We start from the raw sequence: 17,718 nt of genomic DNA on the forward strand, positions 1-17,718 counted from the left end.
TGTGGATATTGCTCCCCCACGGTAGGTGCGGGGCGGCCGGGCGCCGATTGTCCGCGGTGGAGCAGTACCGGGGCGGGGGGCACCGCAATGGCGGAGTGGCGGGTGCCTCATGCGCCCTCAGGGCCGAGGACCGCCCGCCGTCGCAGCGGCATGGGGCCCACGCCTGCGCCCCGTACGGCGCGTCAAGACCTGGGTGCTACTCCTGTCCCGAGGCCGAAGTCGCCTTCAGGGCCAGCCACAGCTCCATACGGACGTCGGGATCATCGAGGGAGCGGCCAAGGATCTCCTCCACCCGGCGCATGCGGTAGCGCAGCGTGTGACGGTGGACGCCGAGGTCCGCCGCCGCCGCGTCCCACTGGCCGTGGCGGGAGAGCCAGGCGCGCAGGGAGGCGACGAGGTCGCCGCGGCCCGTCGCGTCGTGCTCGCGGAGTGCCCGCAGCATGCCGTCTGCGAAGGCACGTACCGCATCGTCCGCGAGGAGCGGCAGCACCGAGCCGGCGGCGACCTCTTCGTGCTCCACGAGGACCCTGCCGCGGCGGCGTGCGACGGACAGGGCCTGCTCCGCCTGGCGGAAGGCCGCCGCGGCGGCGATGGGCCCCGCGGGGGCGGACAGGCCGATGACGAGGTCGCAGGCGGGGGCGGCGGCGCTGCGGTCCCGGGGCCGTGCCTTCGTCCCGCGGCGGGCTTCTATGGCCCGGGCGTGTTCCCCGCATGCCGCGGCGACCGCCCCTCCGTCAGGCGCGAGGACGACGAGCCGTTCGCCGTCCGGGACGACCAGCAGCGGCTCCGCCACGCGGCCCGCGGCGGTCTCCAGGGCGTCCGCGAGTACGGCGAGCGGCTCCACGGGAGGCTCGGACTCCCCCTCCGGGCCGACGCTGTCAGCGTCGGTGGGCGCGTCCGCCGCCTCCGCGACGATCATCCGGAAGGGTGCGTCCAGCAGGCTGCCGTACAGGTCTCCGGCGACGGCCCGTGCATGGTCCGGTTCGCCGGCGAGGAGCATGCGCAGCAGTGCCGCACCCAGTCGCTGCTCCGCCTCCTGCAGGGCCCGGGAGCGCTCGGTGGTGAGGGTGAGGAGGGCGATCGCGGAGTGCACGGCGTAACGCTCGGCGGTGCCCAGGGGCGCGCCCGTGCCGACGGCGAGGACTCCGCGTGCACGCCGCCCCGAGCCGAGGGACTGCAGTTCGACCCGGTCGGCGCCTTCCTCTGCGGGATCCGTTCCCACGACGGCCGTGGCGGGCGCGGGGCGCTCCCGCAGCCGCTCGACGTCCGCTCCGAGGCGCGCGGCCCGGCGCGCGGCCCACTCGGGCGCCGCCGCGACGACGGCGCCCGAGGCGTCGTACAGCGCCGCCCACCCGTCGAGGTGCGCGGCGAGCCTGGCGACGAGGGCCGCCGGCCCGTCCGGGCCGAGTGCGGCCCGGGTCAGTTCGCGCTGGGCCTCGAAGCCGGCCGTCACCGCCCGGTACTGGTCGGCCGCGATGGCCGCGGACACCGCCTTAGTGATGGCGATGAAGGGCGTACGGCGGGGCACCTCCAGCAGGGGCAGGCCCTCGTCCCGTGCGGCGTCGACCAGAGCCTCAGGCACCTGCTCGTAGTTGACGCCGACCGCGAAGCCGAGGCCGACGACGCCTGCGCGCACGAGGCGGCGGACATACTGCCGCATGGCCTCCGGATCCTCCGCGTCGATCTTCAGCGCGGTGATCAGCAGCAGCTCGCCGCCGTCCATCCACGGCACGGGGTCGGCCAGCTCGCTGACGTGTGCCCAGCGGACGGGCCTGTCCAGCCGGTCCTCCCCCGCGAGGACCGCGAGCTTCAGCGCGGAGTGGTGGACGAGTGAGGCGAGCGTGAGGGGCATGGCACCTTCGGAGGGGCGTCGTGGCAAAAGTGCCGTCGCGTATGAACATCTGTGACCGATTCTGCCTCAGTGGAGCAATCACCGGTAACACGAGCCGGTTCACCGCTGCAGATCGACGAGCACCGGCGGCGCGCTGTTCCCCCGCACGGAGGTCACGGACAGCACGGCATGCCCCGCAGGCACCGCGTGCGCCAGCTCCGACGCGGACCAGCGCTCCCGTTCCACCTTGCGCACCGTCACCGACTGGGCGGTCACCGCGCGCCCCGTGACCAGCCTGCGCACCACGTGAGTGACGCGGGTCAGCGGCTCGTGGGCAATGACCTGACGGTCGGTGACGTCGCGGGTCTCCACCCACTCCTTGCCCCACACCTCCGCGAAGCGCGCCCCGTCCCAGGTGGTGACGCCGGAGAACGCCATGCGGCAGCCGACGGAGCCCAGCAGCGCACTGCGCAGGGACTCGGGTACGTCGTCGAGCGTACGGAGGGTGAGCAGCGCCCCCGCATTGGCCGAACGGAGCCGCGCCAGGCCCCGTACGGCCTCGGGGGTGACGGCGTGGGTGGCGTCGTCGAGGACGAGGCACGCGAAGAGGGAGCGGTCGCCCCGGGCGACCGCGCACTCCGTGAACTGGGCGAGGACGAGCCGGGCCAGCATCCGTGACGCCTCGGCGTGCCCGCGCTCGGGCAGGTCGATCCGTACGCGCAGGGGGTGCTCCAGGGCGCGCAGGGAGAAGGTGCGCGAAGGGTCGGTGGTGTCGAAGAAGCGAGCGAAGGCGGGGCGGTCGAGCAGTGCGAGGCGGTCGGCGAGCATGGGGCCCGCGTCACCGGGGCGGTGCGCCTGGCGCTCCCGCGCGTCGATCTCGCGGATGAGCGCTTCCTGCCCCGCGTCCGTGAGGGCGGCGCGCAGGGAGGCCACAGCGGCGGGCGTACCGTCCAGGAGCTCGCGCAGTTCGGGGACGGACGGGAAGCGGCCGTGAGCGGCCCGGTAGGGGCCGAGGATCTGCGCCAGGGCGGTCGCGGCCCGGCGGCCACCCTCACCCGGCAGTGTGGCGGTGAGGTCGCCCACGAGGCCTTCGGCGAGGACTGCGGCGGCCTCGTCGGGGTCGTCGGTGCCGCCGTAGAGGTCGAGGTCATACGCGGAGTCCGGTCGGCCGATGCGCACCACGACGTCGAACGCCCCGTCGGGCGCGAGCCCCGCCCCCGCCGCGCCGACCGCGACGACGGCCGCCCGGCCGGCGAGCGCCTGCAGGCACAACGACTCCAGGACGGGGCGGCTCAGCCGGTCCGTCTTGCCGCTGCCGGGCGGCCCGACGGCGAGCAGGGAGGTACCCAGCAGACGGGGGTCGAGGGCGAACCCGGTACCCCGGTGCAGGTAGGGGTTGCGCTCGTCGTCCACGGCGGTGCCGATGCGCACCTGCCGGGTGACGAGGTCGTGGCGCGCGGCGCGTACGGGCAGATCGCGCGCACCGGACGGGTGCGCGCAGGCGGCCGCCCCGTGCCGCAGAACGGCTTCGGTGAACGCGGCGAGCCGTCCCGGCTGCACGCGTACGGTCTGCCAGGCGCGCTCGATACGGGAGTGGTCGACGTCGTTCATCAGCCCGGCCCGCGCTTCCGCGGCGAGCCGTTCCGCCGCCTCATGCGCGCCCGCGGCGCGCAGCTGGGGCCAGTCGGCCGGGTCCTGGTGCGGACTGCCTCCCACGGCGGCCGGAAGGGCTCCTCCGTCGTCCCACAGCCGCGCCAGCAGGGGCGCAAAGTACCGCCGCCAGACCTGGGGCCAGCGCCCCAGGCGGCCGAAGACGCAGATGAGTACGCCGAGGCAGAGGGCGTAATAGATGTAGACGGTCCACACCGCCGCCATGCCCTGGTGCCACGAGTCGGGGGTCAGGACGGTCAGGGGCCACAACCAGTAGGAGCCGAGGTAGCCGTTCCACAGCAGAGACCCCAGCAGCCAGCCGCACAGGAGGGCGATGACCGCCCCGCTGAGGAGCTGCCGGCCCGGGATGCGGTCCGGTTCCTCCGGCGGCTTGGGGCGGTAGCCGTACGCCCAGATACCGGGGCCGGCAAAGACACGGGGCGTGCGGAGCCAGGCGAGGAACGGGGAACGGCTCTGCGGTGCCGCCCCGGGCGCCCTGCCGGGCTGCGGCGGCATCGCACGGGGCCGGGGCGGGGCCTCCGCAGGCGTGGCCGGCGGCGCGGCATGGGGCGCAGGAGGCGGCCCTGCGTGGGGCATGGGCGGATGAGCGGGCGGCCCTGCCGGCTGCCGGTGCCAGGGCTCGGCGTCGGCTGCCTGGGCGGGCGGTACGTCGGCCGCCCCAGGCAGCCGGCCCCGTGCGCCCGGTGCGTCGTACGTGCCCTCGTGCTCCATCGCTGCCCCTCGCCCCCCGCCCGGCCGACTTCTGGCTTCTCGTCTGAGTGCGCGCCGCCGCTCAATCTAGTGGTCGGCCGTGGCGGGTTCAGCGTCCCGGGCCACGCCGAGCGCATGATCACCCGGAGAACGTGCTGACAGACATCTCGCGCCCCGCCATGTCCGGTACGGACAACGCGACGCGCCCACTTCTCCCGAACGGAACATGCCCGACCCCCGCTCCCGCCCCTAGCCTGCGACTAAAAGTCCGACCGAAGCCCGTTCTCTCCCCCTGGAGCACCTCATGACCGAACTGACTGGAGGCCCGGCCCTCCCCCAGGAGCGCCGCATCGTCACCGCGATCCCCGGCCCGAAGTCGCAGGAGCTGCTGGCCCGGAAGAACGCGGCGGTCGCGGGTGGCGTGGGCCTGACGCTGCCGGTGTTCACCAAGCGTGCCGGCGGTGGCGTGATCGAGGACGTGGACGGCAACTCGCTGATCGACTTCGGCTCCGGCATCGCCGTGACCTCGGTCGGCAACTCCGCCGAGGCCGTGGTGCGCCGCGCCGTCGCGCAGCTCGCCGACTTCACCCACACCTGTTTCATGGTGACGCCCTACGAGGGCTACGTGGAGGTCTGCGAGAAGCTCGCCGAGCTGACGCCGGGTGACCACGCCAAGAAGTCCGCGCTGTTCAACTCGGGCGCCGAGGCCGTCGAGAACGCGGTGAAGATCGCCCGCTCGTACACCAAGCGCCAGGCCGTCGTCGTCTTCGACCATGGCTACCACGGCCGTACGAACCTGACGATGGCTCTCACCGCCAAGAACATGCCGTACAAGCACGGCTTCGGCCCGTTCGCCCCCGAGGTCTACCGCGTGCCGGTGGCCTACGGCTACCGCTGGCCCACCGGCCCGGAGAACTGCGCCGAGGAGGCCGCGGCCCAGGCCATCGACGCCATGACCAAGCAGGTCGGCGCCGACAACATCGCCGCGATCATCATCGAGCCGGTGCTGGGCGAGGGCGGCTTCATCGAGCCGGCCAAGGGCTTCCTCCCGCGCATCGCGCAGTTCGCGAAGGACAACGGCATCGTCTTCGTCGCGGACGAGATCCAGTCCGGCTTCTGCCGCACGGGCCAGTGGTTCGCGTGTGAGGACGAGGGCGTCGTCCCCGACCTGATCACCACGGCCAAGGGCATCGCGGGCGGCCTGCCGCTCGCCGCCGTCACCGGCCGCGCGGAGATCATGGACGCGGCGCACGCGGGTGGCCTGGGCGGCACCTACGGCGGCAACCCGGTGGCTTGCGCGGCGGCGCTCGGCGCCATCGAGACCATGCGCGAGCTGGACCTCAACGCGAAGGCCAAGCGCATCGAGGAGGTCATGAAGGGCCGCCTCTCCGCCATGCAGGAGAAGTTCGACATCATCGGCGACATCCGCGGCCGCGGCGCCATGATCGCGATCGAGCTGGTGAAGTCCGGCACCAAGGACCCCAACCCGGAGGCCGCCGGCGCGCTTGCCAAGGCCTGCCACGCGGAGGGCCTGCTGGTGCTCACCTGCGGCACGTACGGCAACGTGCTGCGTTTCCTGCCGCCGCTGGTGATCGGTGAGGACCTGCTCAACGAGGGTCTGGACATCATCGAGGCCGCTTTCGCCCGCCTGTAGCCGCCGGTGAGGGGGGATGCGGGTGAAGAACCTGTGCGGAGCGGGTGGTGGACGGGTGATCCGGCTGTCCGGACCGCCCGCCCTGCCGTACGGTTTCTGCAGATGAGAGAAACACCTCGTCCGCAGGGGACTGCGGACGGAGCCGAGCCGGTACTTCCCCAGTGCCGACCCGGCCGTGCCTTCGCGCACACCACTGGAGCCCTGCGCTCCGGACATCCTCACCGATCGGATGGCCGCCCGCCCCATACCCCCCGGGGCGCGCGGCACCCCGGTCCCCACGGCGGCCTCGGAACCTCCCCCCCTGTTCCGGGGCCGCCGGCACGATCCCGCCTCGTGTGCGGGCTCTTCCCGGCGTTCTGTGCGCTGCTCTTCGCTCTGGTCACCTGGCAGGTCGCGGCGCGTGGCCCCGTGCGGATGCTCGACGAGGACCTCGGCCGTACGGTGGCGGACTCCTCGTTCCCCGGCTCAGTCGCGCAATTCTTCGCCGACCTCGGAAACGCATCGGTCGCGGTGCCCGTGCTGGTCGCGGCCATGGCCGTGTCCGCGCTGCTGCGTCGCCGCGGCCCCAGGCCGTGGCTGCCGCCGATATGGGCGACCCTCACCATGGCGGCCGTACCGGCCGTCGTCGTACCGCTGAAGTCCTGGATCGGCCGCACGGGGCCGCCGGCCATGGCCGCGACCGGGGCACACGACGGCTTCTTCCCTTCAGGGCATACGGCCACTGCTGCTGTCGCGTACGGCGCGGCCGCACTCCTGCTTCTGGCGCCCCGTGCCGACTCGTTCCGTACGCCGCCCCATGCCGACGCCTCCGTGACGCCGCCCCATGCGGAGCCCGCCCGCGCCCTGCCCCGTGCCGCCCTCGCCCACGCGGCGCCCCATGCCGGGCCTGACGGCATGAGGCGCCGCCACCGCCACGCGCGCGCACGCGCGTGTGCGGCCACCGCATACGTCCTGCTGAACGCGGGCGTGGCGACCGGCCTGGTGCGGTGCGGCTATCACTGGCCGCTGGACGTGGTGGGCGCATGGTGCCTGGCCGGGGTGCTGCTGTGGGGGCTGGCAAGGGCCCTCACCCGTCCTGTCCGTCGGCCAGGCTCGCGGCAGCCTCGTGCATCGACAGCTCCAGCAGCGCCGGGTCGGTGAGCGTGCCGTTGCCGTCGGGCGGCACCACCCAGCGGAGGCCGGAAGCCGCCCGCCCCGGATGAGGGACGACGACCCAGCTGCCGGCCCCGGCGGCCCGTACCCCTGTGGCGAACCATCCCGCGGCAGTGCCCGGGGGGACGAAGAAGCCCATGCGGCAGTCACCGAAGTCGGCCAGGACGGGCCCGACCCGCTCGGTGCAGTGGGTCAGGATCTCCAGCGTGGGGCGGCCCAGCTCGCTGGGGAGGATGAGGACGTCCCAGAGCTTGCCAGCGGGCAGCAGCGCCACCCCGAGGGGGTTGCGTTCCCACTCCCACCGGCAGGTCCCGGGGTCGGGTGCAGCTGTCGCCAGCCACTCCACCGCGCTCCGCTTCCCCGCGTCGTCATTCATGGCGGTGCCTCCGTTCCGTGTTCGCTCGTCCTGCGTTCACGGATGGAGAGGCCGCGGAGTGCGGATCATTACGCGGGTTTCCGGGACCGACCGGTGGTGAAGGGTTCACTGTCCGCAGGCTTGCGTGCTCCGGTGCGCCCTGAAGGCGCACCGGTGGGAGACCGGCGCCCGCATGGGGCCCGGGCACGAGCGGGGCATGGGGCCCGGGCACGAGGCCCCCGGCCCCATGCCGCCCCCTCAGCTGTCGAAGCCCAGGCCGACCTTGTCCATGGCCTTGAGCCAGAGGTTGCGGCGACCGCCGTTCTCGTCGGCCTTCGTCATCGACCACTGGGTGATGCCGATGCCCATGGAGCGCACGGGCTCGGGCGGGAACGGCAGCGGCTTGCTGCGCACCATCTCCAGTTCGGTCCTCTCGGTGCGCTTCCCGGAGAGCAGGTCGAGCATGACGTCGGCGCCGAAGCGGGTGGCGCCGACGCCGAGCCCGGTGTAGCCGAGCGCGTAGGCGACCTTGCCGCCGTGCGCCGTACCGAAGAAGGCCGAGAACCGCGAGCAGGTGTCGATGGCGCCGCCCCAGGCGTGGGTGAAGCGCACGCCTTCGAGCTGCGGGAAGCAGCGGAAGAAGTGTTCGGCGAGCTTCTGGTAGGTGGCGGGGTGGTGGTCGTACTCCGCCCGGACGCCGCCGCCGTAGTGGTAGACGATGTCGTAACCGCCCCACAAGATGCGGTGGTCGGGCGTGATGCGGAAGTAGTGGAAGTGGTTGGCGGCGTCCCCCAGTCCCTGCCGTCCCTTCCAGCCGACGGCGTCGAGTTGTTCGGCGTTCAGGGGCTCCGTCATCAGCGCGTAGTCGTAGACGGGGGCGATGTACGGGCGGACGCGCTTGACGAGCGAGGGGAAGGCGTTGGTGCCGAGCGCGGCGTGCCGGGCGTAGACGCGCCCGTAGGGGGTGCGTACGGCGATGCCGGCGGCGCGGGAGGACAGTTCGGTGCCCGGCGTGTGCTCGTAGATGCGCACCCCGAGCTCCGTGCAGGCGCGCTTGAGGCCCCAGGCGAGCCGGGCGGGGTGCAGCATCGCCACGCCGTCGCGGTCCCAGAGGCCGGCGAGGAAGGTCGGGGAGTGGACCTCGGCGCGCAGGGCGTCCCGGTCGAGGTACTCGTATCCGGTGATGCCGAGGGCGTCGAGTTCCTCTGCGGCCTCCTGCAGCTCGTGCACCTGGTGCGGGGCGGTGGCGATGTCGATCTCACCGGTGCGCTCGAAGTCGCAGTCGATGCCGTGGCGGGCGAGAGTGGCCTCGATGTCGTCGAGGTTCTGCAGGCCGAGTTTGTTCAGTGTGGTGAGCTCGTCCGGCCAGCGTGCCGCGCCGTTGGCCCACCCGTGGGTGAGGGAGGCCGAGCAGAAGCCGCCGTTGCGGCCTGAGGCCGCCCAGCCGGTCTCCTGGGCCTCGATGAGGACGACGTCCCGGCCGGGGTCGCGCTCCTTGGCGAGGAGCGCGGTCCACAGGCCGGAGTATCCGCCGCCGACGACGAGCAGGTCGCAGTGCTCGTCGCCGACGAGCGCGGGGAGCGCCTCCGGCCGGGAGGGGTCGTCGAGCCAGTAGGGCCGGGGAGCGGCGTCGGAAAGTGCTTGGACAGGGTTCATGGCACGAGCGGCCATGTTCTCAGCTCCTTTTTCGGCGCCCGCCGATCAGTTGACCGACGAGGACGCACAGCACGGCGACGGCGAACATCGCCGTTCCGATGACATTGATTTGAACGGGTGTGCCCCGTTGTGCGGATCCCCAGACGAACATGGGGAAGGTCACAGTCGAGCCGGCGTTGAAGTTGGTGATGATGAAGTCGTCGAAGGACAGGGCGAAGGAGAGCAGGGCGCCGGCCACGATGCCCGGGGCTGCGATCGGGAGGGTGACCCGCAGGAAGGTCTGCAGCGGGGTGGCGTAGAGGTCCTGGGCGGCTTGTTCGAGCCGGGGGTCCATGGACATCACGCGGGCCTTGACGGCCGTCACCACGAAGCTCAGGCAGAACGTGATGTGGGCGATCAGGATGGTCCAGAAGCCGAAGGTGACGCCCATGTTGAGGAAGAGGGTGGCCAGCGAGGCGGCCATGACGACCTCTGGCATGGCCATCGGCAGAAAGATCAGGGTGCTGACGGAGGACCGGGCGCGGAAGCGGTAGCGGGCGAGCGCGAAGGCGAGCGCCGTGCCCAGCACGGTGGCGCCCACGGTGGCCCAGACGGCGATCTGCAGGCTCAGCGAGAGGGATCCGCACAGGTCGGCGACGCCGCACGGGTCGGTCCAGGCATCGGTGGAGAAGCGCTGCCACTCGTAGTTGAAGCGGCCGTTGGGCTTGTTGAACGAGAAGACGGTGACGACGACGTTGGGCAGCACGAGGTAGGCCAGTGTGGCCAGCCCCGCGAGCACGACGAGGTTGCGGCGCAGCCACCGCACGGGGCGGCTGGAGAGGACGGCCTGGCGGGCGGGCGTAGCAGTCATCAGACCAGGTCCTCCGTCCCGGACTTGCGGATGTAGACGGTGACCATGGCGAGGATGGCGGCCATGAGGATGAAGGACAGGGCGGCGGCGGTCGGGTAGTCCAGGACGCGCAGGAACTGGGACTGGATGACGTTGCCGATCATCTTCTGGTCGGTGGAGCCGAGCAGCTCGGCGTTGATGTAGTCGCCCGTGGCGGGGATGAAGGTGAGCAGCGTGCCGGCGACGACGCCGGGCATGGACAGCGGGAAGGTCACCTTGCGGAAGGTCGTCAGCGGGCGGGCGTAGAGGTCGCCGGCCGCCTCGTGCAGCCGCGCGTCGATGCGCTCCAGGGACGTGTACAGCGGCAGGATCATGAACGGCAGGAAGTTGTAGGTCAGGCCGCAGACGACGGCGAGGGGCGTGGCGAGCACGCGGTGTCCCTCGGTGACGCCGAGGGCGTTGGTGACGTCGAGGACGTGCAGGCTCGCGAGGGCGGAGACGACGGGGCCGCCGTCGGAGAGGATCGTCTTCCAGGCGAGGGTGCGGATCAGGAAGCTGGTGAAGAACGGCGCGATGACGAGGATCATCAGGACGTTGCGCCACCGGCCGGCCTTGAAGGCGATGAGGTAGGCCAGCGGATAGCCGAGGGCGAGGCAGAGCGCCGTGGCGGTCGCGGCGTAGGCGACGGAGCGCAGGAACTGGGGGTAGTACTCGGTCAGGGCGTCCCAGTACGTGGCGAAGTGCCAGGTGACGTCGAAGCCCTCTTCGAGCGATCCGGTCTGCACCGAGGTGGACGCCTGGTAGACGAGCGGGGCGGCGAAGAAGACGAGCAGCCACAGGATGCCGGGGAGCAGCAGCCAGTACGGGATGAGCTTCCTGCCCCGTGCGGCCGTGGGGAGGGGCGCGGGGGGCGCAGGGGGCTGGTCGGTGACGAGTGCCATCAGGTGCCCTCCCCCGCGTCCGTGCCCGCCTCGATGCTCTGTGCGGCGTCCAGGCCGAAGCTGTGCCCGGGGTTCCAGTGCAGGACGACGTCGGCGCCCGGGGCGAGACGGCTGTCGCGCTCGATGTTCTGCTCGTAGACGGACAGGCCTGTGGCCACGGGGCTGTCGACGAGGTACTGGGTGGAGACGCCGATGAAGCTCGACGCGGTGATGCGGCCGTGGACGCGGTTGCGGCCCTCGGGAACGGTGCCGGCGTCCTCGGCGTGCGTCAGGGTGATCTTCTCCGGCCGTATGCCGACGAGGAGCTTCCCGCCCGCCTGGGGGGCGGTGGTACATCGCGCACGGGGCAGGGCGAGTTTGGTATCCGCGGCGCGCAGGACGAGGGTGTCGCCGGAGGCGTCGAGGACTTCGGCGGTGATGAGGTTCGAGGTGCCGAGGAAGTTGGCGACGAAGGTGGTGCGGGGGGTCTCGTAGAGGTCGGCGGGGGCGCCGAGCTGTTCGACCCGGCCGGCGTTCATGACCGCGACCGTGTCGGCCATGGTCATGGCCTCCTCCTGGTCGTGGGTGACGTGGATGAAGGTGATGCCGACCTCGGTCTGGATGCGCTTGAGCTCCAGCTGCATCTGGCGGCGCAGCTTGAGGTCGAGGGCACCGAGGGGCTCGTCGAGCAGCAGCACCCGGGGGTGGTTGATCAGGGCGCGGGCGACCGCCACGCGCTGCTGCTGGCCGCCGGAGAGCTGGTGGGGCTTGCGGCGGGCGAAGTCGCCGAGCTGGACGAGGTCGAGCATGTCGCCGACCTGCTTCTTGACGGACTTGATGCCGCGGCGGCGCAGGCCGAAGGCGACGTTCTCGTAGATGTCGAGGTGCGGGAAGAGCGCGTAGCTCTGGAAGACGGTGTTGACGGGGCGCTTGTGCGGGGGGAGGCCGGTGACGTCCTGGCCGGCGAGCCGGACGGTGCCGGTGGTGGGCTGCTCCAGGCCGGCGATCATGCGCAGGGTGGTGGTCTTGCCGCAGCCTGAGGCGCCGAGCAGGGCGAAGAAGGAGCCGGCGGGGACGCTGAGGTCGAGCGGGTGGACGGCGGTGAAGGCGCCGTAGCTCTTGCTGATGGCGGTGAGGCGGACGTCCGTGCCGCTGCTGCTGTCGGTCGGGGCGGTTGTTGTCATGGGTCTTCGGTCCAGGGGTCTCGGGGGCGTGAGCACGTGCGGCACGTACAGCCGCGTACGTTCTCATATGTCCGGGGCCGGGCGCCGCGCCGGTGGCCCGTTTCGGCGGGTCAGGCGCCGGTGAGCTCGGAGAAGGCGGCCTCGAACGCCTTGTCCTCGGCGGCGGTCAGGGAGCGGAAGGCATGGGCCTTCGCCAGCATCGCCTCGCTGGGGATGATCAGGCTGTTGTCGGCCAGCCGCTTGTCGATCTTCGCGAGCTCGTCCCGCAGCCCGGCGACCGGGCTGACGTAGTTGATGGCGGCGGCGAGCCGCGCGGCGATCTTGGGCTGGTAGTAGTAATCGATGAGGCGCTCGGCGTTCCTCTGGTGGCGGGCGGTGCGGGGGACCAGAAGATTGTCGCTGGAAAGCATGTAGCCCGCGTCCGGGATCGCGTAGCGGATGTCGGCGTTGTCGGCCTGAAGCTGTACGAGGTCTCCCGCCCAGGCGATGCAGGCGGCGATGTCGCCCTTGTTGAGGTCGCCCGTGTAGTCGTTGCCGGTGAAGCGGCGGATCTGTCCGCGGTCGCGGGCCCGGCGCAGCCGTGTGACGGCGGCGTCGTATTCCTCGGCGGTGACGTCTTCGGGCCTCTTGCCCATGTCGAGGAGTGTGAGACCGGCCGTGTCGCGCATTTCGGAGAGCAATCCGACCCGCCCTTTGAGCCGGGGGTCGTCCAGGAGCTGGGACACGGAGTCGACGGTGCGGCCGCCGGTGGCCTTGCGGTTGTAGGCGATGACGGCGGGAATGCCGGTCCACGGATAGGAGTGGACGCGCCCGGGGTCCCAGTCGGGGGCACGGAATCCCGGGGCGAGATTGGCGTAGGCGTTGGGCATGTGCGCCGCGTCGAGCCGCCGGGCCCAGCCGAGCCTGATCATGCGGCCGGCCATCCAGTCGGTGACGCAGATCAGGTCCCGGCCTATGTCCTGGCCGGCGGCGAGCTGTTTGCTGACCTTGCCGAAGAATTCGACGTTGTCGTTGATGTCCTCGGTGTACGTGACCTCGACGCCGGTCGAGCGCCTGAAGTCGTCGAGCGTGGGGCGGCTTGTGCCGTCCGAGCCGATGTCGATGTACTCGGTCCAGTTGGAGAAGGCGAGGGTCCGCTCGTGGGCCGAGCGGTCCTCGGAGGCGCCCAGGGCGCCGTCTGGGCGCCCGGCAGGCTGGATGCCGCAGCCGGCCAGGGACGCGAGCGCGCCGGCGGCGAGTGCGCCCGCTCCGCCCGCCCTCAGCAGAGTCCGCCGGTTCACGGTGGTCCGTGGCTGGTAGCGCTCCATGCAAGGTGCCCTTTCCGTAGCTCCAACGGACTTTGAGCGAGGATCCTGGCAGAGCAACCCGGCCTGAACAAGGGATTCCGTTGTTGCCTTTTGGTTACGCAACAGTTCCACGACTCACATGGATCATCCAGCCATGGACCTGCCAACCTGGTGCCTGCTCACAGGGGAGCAAGCGGGCAGCACAAATCCGCTCGCGGCGCGGAACAGAACGGAACGGGGAAAACCGTTGGGTTACAGAAAAAGAATGACAGTCGTCGCGACACTGGGCGCCGCACTGCTCATGGGGGCCGTGGCCGAACCGGCGATCGCCGAACCGTCATCGAAACCTCCGCTCCAGGCGTACACCGACAAACTGCTCTTCGCCTATTCGATGGACCAGTTCCAGTCCGTACGCAACAACAAGGGCCGCAGCGACAAGCTCGACTGGTCGTCGGACGGCTGCTCCTGGGCGCCCGACAGGCCCATGGGCTTCAACTTTCTGCCGTCCTGCCAGCGGCATGACTTCGGCTACCGGAACTACAAGAAGCAGGGCCGGTTCGACCACGGCACGCGTCTCGCCGTGGACAACAATTTCAAGGCGGACCTGTACGCCTACTGCCGGACCCTGGCCAAGGCGAAAATCGGCAGCTGCGAGTACTGGGCCCGGGTCTACTACGACAAGGTCCGCGAACACGGCGGCCCGTGAATCCGGGCCGGCATGAGGACCGGGGTACGAGAACCAGCACCAGGACCCGTACGAGAACCGGCAGGAGAGCCGGCACCGGACGGCACGAGAACCGGCCTGGAAACAGAATGTCAGCCCAGGGTGAATACGGTCCGGTGCCAGGGCTTGCGAGCCGCTGCGGTGTTGTCGGACATGACGTGTTTGATCTGGGTGTATTCCTCGAAGGAATACACGGACATGTCCTTTCCGTAGCCTGATGCCCGGTAACCGCCGTGCGGCATCTCGCTGATGATCGGGATGTGGTCGTTGACCCACACGCAGCCCGCCTTGATCTCCCTGGTGGCCCGCCCCGTGCGGTAGACGTCCCGGCTCCATGCGGAGGCCGCCAGCCCGTACGGCGTGTCGTTGGCGAGCGCGATGCCCTCGTCATCGCCGTCGAAGGGCAGCACGACGAGCACAGGGCCGAAAATCTCGTCCTGGACGATCTCGCTGGACTGAGCGGCTCCTGTGACGAGCGTGGGGCGGTAGTACGCGCCCTTGGCCAGTTCCCCCGCGGGCGCCGTACCGCCGGTGACCACGGTGGCGTACGAGCGCGCCCGGTCCACGAAGCCGGCGACGCGGTCACGCTGGGCGTACGAGACGAGCGGGCCGAGGTCGGTGGCGGGATCGAAGGGGTCGCCGAGGCGCACGGACGTCATCAGGTCGGCGACCCCGGAGACGAACGCGTCGTACAGGGGGCGCTGGACGTAGGCGCGGGTGGCGGCAGTGCAGTCCTGTCCGCTGTTGATGAGGGCACCGGCGACCGCCCCGTGCACGGCCGCCTCGAGGTCGGCGTCGTCGAAGACGACGAACGGGGCCTTGCCGCCGAGTTCGAGATGGAGCCGCTTGACCGTCCTCGTGGCGATCTCGGCGACGCGCCTGCCGACCGCTGTCGATCCGGTGAACGAGGTCATGGCGACGTCCGGGTGGCCCACGAGGCGCTCCCCCGCATCCGGGCCGGCCCCGCAGACCACGTTCACTACGCCGTCGGGGATACCGGCCTCGGTGGCCGCCTGAGCGAACAGCAACGACGTCAGGGGCGTCAGCTCGGCGGGCTTGAGCACGATCGTGTTGCCCGCCGCGACCGCCGGGAGGACCTTCCATGCGGCCATTTGCAGGGGGTAGTTCCATGGCGCGATCGAACCCACCACGCCGATCGGCTCACGACGCACGTAGGAGGTGTGGTCGGCGCTGTACTCACCCGCGGAGCGGCCTTCCAGGTGGCGCGCCGCGCCCGCGAAGAAGGCGGTGTTGTCCACGGTGCCCGGGACGTCGAATCCGGTGCTGAGGCGGATCGGCTTGCCGCACTGGACCGACTCCGCACGGGCGAACTCCTCCGCGCGGCCCGCAAGCACATCCGCGAACCGGTGCAGTGCGTCGGAGCGCTCCCCGGGGGTCGCTCCCGCCCACGCGGGAAAGGCCCCCTTGGCGGCCTCGACGGCGGCGTCCACGTCCTCCGGGCCAGCCGGCTCGTACCGGAGGATCTCTTCGCCCGTGGCGGGGTCCACGACCGCGTGCATGCGGCCCGAGGTGCCGGGGCGCAGCCGGCCGCCGATGTACTGGGCTCCGCCGGCGAACCGCTCCGCCGCATCGAACCGCTGATCCGTCGCGCCCATCCGCACACTCCTCTGCCGGCTGCGCCCTCCTTGCGCTGCACCGCGCAGGCGCCCGGAGCCGATCCTGGCAGAGGAGACCGCAACCAACAAGGGATTCCGTCGCAGTCAGCCTGCCCTGCGACGGAATCGGTTAGCGGAGCGACTGAAGGACCGCCTCCCGGCGCCGCCCGGACCGGCCGGGCCGCCCGCACGAGGCCGGGAACCGGGACTCGGCCGGTGCAGCGCCGTGCCGTGCGTGCAGTGCGGTGCGCGTCGTGCCGTGCGTGCGGTGCCGTTCGGTGCATGCATCGCGCTGCAGTGACGGCTACAAGCCTTACAAGCCGGCCCCGACGCCGAGGAGGCTCGCGAAGAAGGCGAACCACAGGACGGGGAGCACCAAGGCCACGATGCCCAGGACGATGCCGGTGGTCGCGGCGCTCCGGTTGGTCGCCTCACCCTTCGTGACCTTGGAGCGGCCCACGGCACCGAAGATGATGCCGAGGATGCCCAGGATCAACCCGAAGAACCACAGGAAGACCAGGAGGCTGCACACGGCGCCGATGATGCCGCAGACAAGGCCGGCGGTACCCATGCCATTGCTGGGCTGTGCCGCGCCTGCGTAGCCGGCTACAGGGTAGGGCTGGACCGGCGGTGCGGAGGGGTAGCCGCTCTGCGCCGGGTAGGCACTCTGCGCCTGGGCGGGATATCCGCTCTGCCCCGGGTAGCTGCTTGGCGCCGGCTGGGCCTGGTTCGGGTAGCCGTAGCCGGGCGACTGGGGCGGCACGGGCGGCTGGGGCGGCGACTGCGGCGCCCCATAAGGATTCTGGTTGTAGTCAGACATAAGGAATGTCCCCTCCGTTGAACTGCGTCGGGCAATGCTATGGGGAACGGTCGTGCCCGGTCAGCCCAGTTCTGCTGCCGGGCGGATGCGAGAATGACCGGCATGAAGATCAACGGGGACCGGCACGGATATGCGCACGCAGGAGAGCGTGCGGACGGACCGCGTTCGGTGGCGGAGCTGACAGCGGCCGTCGCCCGCGGCGAACAGTTCAAGTACGTCTATTTCTGGGGCCATCAGCCGCGACGGGACGGCAGCATCGGAGCGAGCTGCTTCAGTCAGTGGTGGCCTTCGCCGTTCACGGTGGACGGCACCGTCTACGCCACGGCCGAGCACTGGATGATGGCCGGCAAGGCACGGCTCTTCGGCGACGCGGAGGCCGAGGCCGAGGCGATCGCCGCCTCACACCCCAAGCAGGCGAAGGACGCGGGCCGCAAGGTGCGCGGCTTCGACGAGGAGACGTGGCGTCAGCACCGCTTCGAGCTGGTGGTGGAGGGCAGCGTCCAGAAGTTCGCCCAGGACGCGGCGCTGAGCGCCTACCTGCTGAGCACCGGTGAGCGGGTGCTGGTCGAGGCCAGCCCGCTCGACCGGGTCTGGGGCATCGGCCTGGCCGCCGATGACGAGCACGCCCAGGACCCCGCTCGCTGGCAGGGCGACAACCTCCTCGGCTTCGCGCTGATGGAGGCGCGTCAGCGGCTGGCGTCGCGGTCCACGAGCAGCACCGGCGCGGACAAGTAGGCGCCGTACGTAGCGCCGGGCTCCTCGTCGGGCACGGGGCCGTCGCTGTCGTCGACATCGATGTTGATGTAGACGACGACCATCAGGACGGTGGCGACGAGCGCCGCGCAGCCGAGGATCAGCCCCGCGAGGGCCTGTCCGGGGTTCGTGGCCTCGCCGCCGCGCACCTTGGCGCGGCCCACGGCGCCGAAGACGACGGCCAGGATGCCCAGCACCACCCCGAGCACGACGGTGGGCGAGAGCACCGTGCCGACGATGCCCAGCACGAGGGCTGCCAGCCCCAGGCCGTTGCTGGGCGCGGACTGCTGCGCATAGAGCGCTGACGCTGGATAGCCGTACGCGCCCGGCTGGTACGGCCCCGGCCCGTAGGGGCTTTGGCCGTACGGAGTCTGCATGCCGTACGGGGCAGTGGAGCCTGGGGCCCCGGAGAGGCCACCAGGTATTCCGTACAGCGCCTGGTCGTACGGGCTGCTGCGGTAGGCGCTGGGGGTGCCGGGGCCGGTCGGCGCGGGAGGCACGGGGGGAACGGAGCCGGGGGCGGGAGCGTGGGGCGGCTGCGGAGCCGCATGGGGCGGGGGCACGGCGTGGGGCGCCG

At 71.4% G+C, this 17,718-nt stretch carries 15 protein-coding genes; 4 read left to right on the forward strand and 11 right to left on the reverse strand.

The features are described from left to right. Positions 1–196: 196 nt before the first annotated feature. Positions 197–1,852 carry a PucR family transcriptional regulator gene (locus IE241_RS13230; RefSeq protein WP_190021915.1) on the reverse strand — a complete coding sequence of 552 codons (1,656 nt, stop codon included), beginning with the start codon at positions 1,850–1,852 and terminating at the stop codon, positions 197–199. A gap of 99 nt (positions 1,853–1,951) precedes the next feature. Next, positions 1,952–4,213 carry an ATP-binding protein gene (locus tag IE241_RS13235; RefSeq protein WP_373300661.1) on the reverse strand — a complete coding sequence of 754 codons (2,262 nt, stop codon included), beginning with the start codon at positions 4,211–4,213 and terminating at the stop codon, positions 1,952–1,954. A gap of 283 nt (positions 4,214–4,496) precedes the next feature. On the opposite strand from IE241_RS13235, the gene gabT reads away from it, so the two are divergent. Continuing rightward, a complete protein-coding gene (gene gabT, locus IE241_RS13240) occupies positions 4,497–5,846 on the forward strand; it encodes a 4-aminobutyrate--2-oxoglutarate transaminase (protein ID WP_190021916.1) in 1,350 nt (449 codons plus the stop codon). A gap of 333 nt (positions 5,847–6,179) precedes the next feature. Then, positions 6,180–6,986, forward strand: a complete 807-nt coding sequence (locus tag IE241_RS13245) for a phosphatase PAP2 family protein (RefSeq protein ID WP_190021917.1) — start codon at positions 6,180–6,182, stop codon at positions 6,984–6,986. Here IE241_RS13245 and IE241_RS13250 read toward each other — a convergent pair. From IE241_RS13250 to IE241_RS13275, 6 genes are all read right to left on the reverse strand, one after another. Next, entirely contained in the window at positions 6,913–7,374 is a 462-nt protein-coding gene (locus IE241_RS13250; protein WP_190021918.1) for a hypothetical protein, read from the reverse strand. The two genes, IE241_RS13245 and IE241_RS13250, sit on opposite strands and share 74 nt — an antisense overlap. Positions 7,375–7,611: 237 nt before the next feature. Beyond that, positions 7,612–9,024 (reverse strand): NAD(P)/FAD-dependent oxidoreductase, encoded by a 1,413-nt coding sequence (locus IE241_RS13255; protein WP_229899207.1) that lies wholly within the window; start codon positions 9,022–9,024, stop codon positions 7,612–7,614. Between the two features lie 4 nt (positions 9,025–9,028). After that, positions 9,029–9,859 carry an ABC transporter permease gene (locus IE241_RS13260; RefSeq protein WP_190021919.1) on the reverse strand — a complete coding sequence of 277 codons (831 nt, stop codon included), beginning with the start codon at positions 9,857–9,859 and terminating at the stop codon, positions 9,029–9,031. Next, positions 9,859–10,779, reverse strand: a complete 921-nt coding sequence (locus tag IE241_RS13265) for an ABC transporter permease (protein ID WP_190021920.1) — start codon at positions 10,777–10,779, stop codon at positions 9,859–9,861. Before IE241_RS13265 ends, IE241_RS13260 begins: the two co-directional genes overlap by 1 nt. Continuing rightward, a complete protein-coding gene (locus tag IE241_RS13270) occupies positions 10,779–11,942 on the reverse strand; it encodes an ABC transporter ATP-binding protein (RefSeq protein WP_190021921.1) in 1,164 nt (387 codons plus the stop codon). The genes IE241_RS13265 and IE241_RS13270 overlap by 1 nt, the downstream gene beginning before the upstream one ends. A 110-nt stretch (positions 11,943–12,052) precedes the next feature. Beyond that, positions 12,053–13,249, reverse strand: coding sequence for a polyamine ABC transporter substrate-binding protein (locus IE241_RS13275; RefSeq protein WP_190021922.1), 1,197 nt, complete (start codon positions 13,247–13,249; stop codon positions 12,053–12,055). A gap of 244 nt (positions 13,250–13,493) precedes the next feature. On the opposite strand from IE241_RS13275, the gene IE241_RS13280 reads away from it, so the two are divergent. Next, positions 13,494–13,934 (forward strand): phospholipase, encoded by a 441-nt coding sequence (locus IE241_RS13280; RefSeq protein WP_190021923.1) that lies wholly within the window; start codon positions 13,494–13,496, stop codon positions 13,932–13,934. A 110-nt stretch (positions 13,935–14,044) separates the two neighbouring features. Here the strand turns inward: IE241_RS13280 and IE241_RS13285 are convergent, their stop codons facing one another. Both IE241_RS13285 and IE241_RS13290 read right to left on the reverse strand, forming a co-directional pair. Beyond that, a complete protein-coding gene (locus tag IE241_RS13285; RefSeq protein ID WP_190021924.1) occupies positions 14,045–15,568 on the reverse strand; it encodes a gamma-aminobutyraldehyde dehydrogenase in 1,524 nt (507 codons plus the stop codon). 313 nt (positions 15,569–15,881) lie between these two features. Further along, the gene (locus tag IE241_RS13290) at positions 15,882–16,388 is read right to left on the reverse strand and encodes a DUF4190 domain-containing protein (RefSeq protein ID WP_190021925.1); all 507 of its coding nucleotides are present in this window, start codon (positions 16,386–16,388) and stop codon (positions 15,882–15,884) included. A gap of 102 nt (positions 16,389–16,490) precedes the next feature. Between IE241_RS13290 and ybiA the strand changes: the two genes are divergently transcribed. After that, on the forward strand, positions 16,491–17,123 hold the full coding sequence (gene ybiA / locus IE241_RS13295) for a riboflavin biosynthesis intermediates N-glycosidase (protein ID WP_190021926.1): 633 nt from the start codon (positions 16,491–16,493) through the stop codon (positions 17,121–17,123). On the opposite strand, the gene IE241_RS13300 is transcribed toward ybiA, so the two are convergent. Further along, on the reverse strand, positions 17,075–17,641 hold the full coding sequence (locus IE241_RS13300) for a DUF4190 domain-containing protein (RefSeq protein WP_190021927.1): 567 nt from the start codon (positions 17,639–17,641) through the stop codon (positions 17,075–17,077). The two genes, ybiA and IE241_RS13300, sit on opposite strands and share 49 nt — an antisense overlap. Positions 17,642–17,718: the final 77 nt, after the last annotated feature.

Origin of the sequence: Streptomyces hiroshimensis, assembly GCF_014650335.1 — a bacterium.
GTDB lineage: Bacteria > Actinomycetota > Actinomycetes > Streptomycetales > Streptomycetaceae > Streptomyces > Streptomyces hiroshimensis.

Coding starts and splice junctions, on each gene's coding strand:
- IE241_RS13230 (WP_190021915.1), bottom strand. CDS start 1,852: ATGCCCCTCACGCTCGCCTCACTCGTCCACCACTCCGCGCTGAAGCTC.
- IE241_RS13235 (WP_373300661.1), bottom strand. CDS start 4,213: ATGGAGCACGAGGGCACGTACGACGCACCGGGCGCACGGGGCCGGCTG.
- gabT (WP_190021916.1), top strand. CDS start 4,497: ATGACCGAACTGACTGGAGGCCCGGCCCTCCCCCAGGAGCGCCGCATC.
- IE241_RS13250 (WP_190021918.1), bottom strand. CDS start 7,374: ATGAATGACGACGCGGGGAAGCGGAGCGCGGTGGAGTGGCTGGCGACA.
- IE241_RS13255 (WP_229899207.1), bottom strand. CDS start 9,024: ATGGCCGCTCGTGCCATGAACCCTGTCCAAGCACTTTCCGACGCCGCT.
- IE241_RS13260 (WP_190021919.1), bottom strand. CDS start 9,859: ATGACTGCTACGCCCGCCCGCCAGGCCGTCCTCTCCAGCCGCCCCGTG.
- IE241_RS13265 (WP_190021920.1), bottom strand. CDS start 10,779: ATGGCACTCGTCACCGACCAGCCCCCTGCGCCCCCCGCGCCCCTCCCC.
- IE241_RS13270 (WP_190021921.1), bottom strand. CDS start 11,942: ATGACAACAACCGCCCCGACCGACAGCAGCAGCGGCACGGACGTCCGC.
- IE241_RS13275 (WP_190021922.1), bottom strand. CDS start 13,249: ATGGAGCGCTACCAGCCACGGACCACCGTGAACCGGCGGACTCTGCTG.
- IE241_RS13280 (WP_190021923.1), top strand. CDS start 13,494: ATGACAGTCGTCGCGACACTGGGCGCCGCACTGCTCATGGGGGCCGTG.
- IE241_RS13285 (WP_190021924.1), bottom strand. CDS start 15,568: ATGGGCGCGACGGATCAGCGGTTCGATGCGGCGGAGCGGTTCGCCGGC.
- IE241_RS13290 (WP_190021925.1), bottom strand. CDS start 16,388: ATGTCTGACTACAACCAGAATCCTTATGGGGCGCCGCAGTCGCCGCCC.
- ybiA (WP_190021926.1), top strand. CDS start 16,491: ATGAAGATCAACGGGGACCGGCACGGATATGCGCACGCAGGAGAGCGT.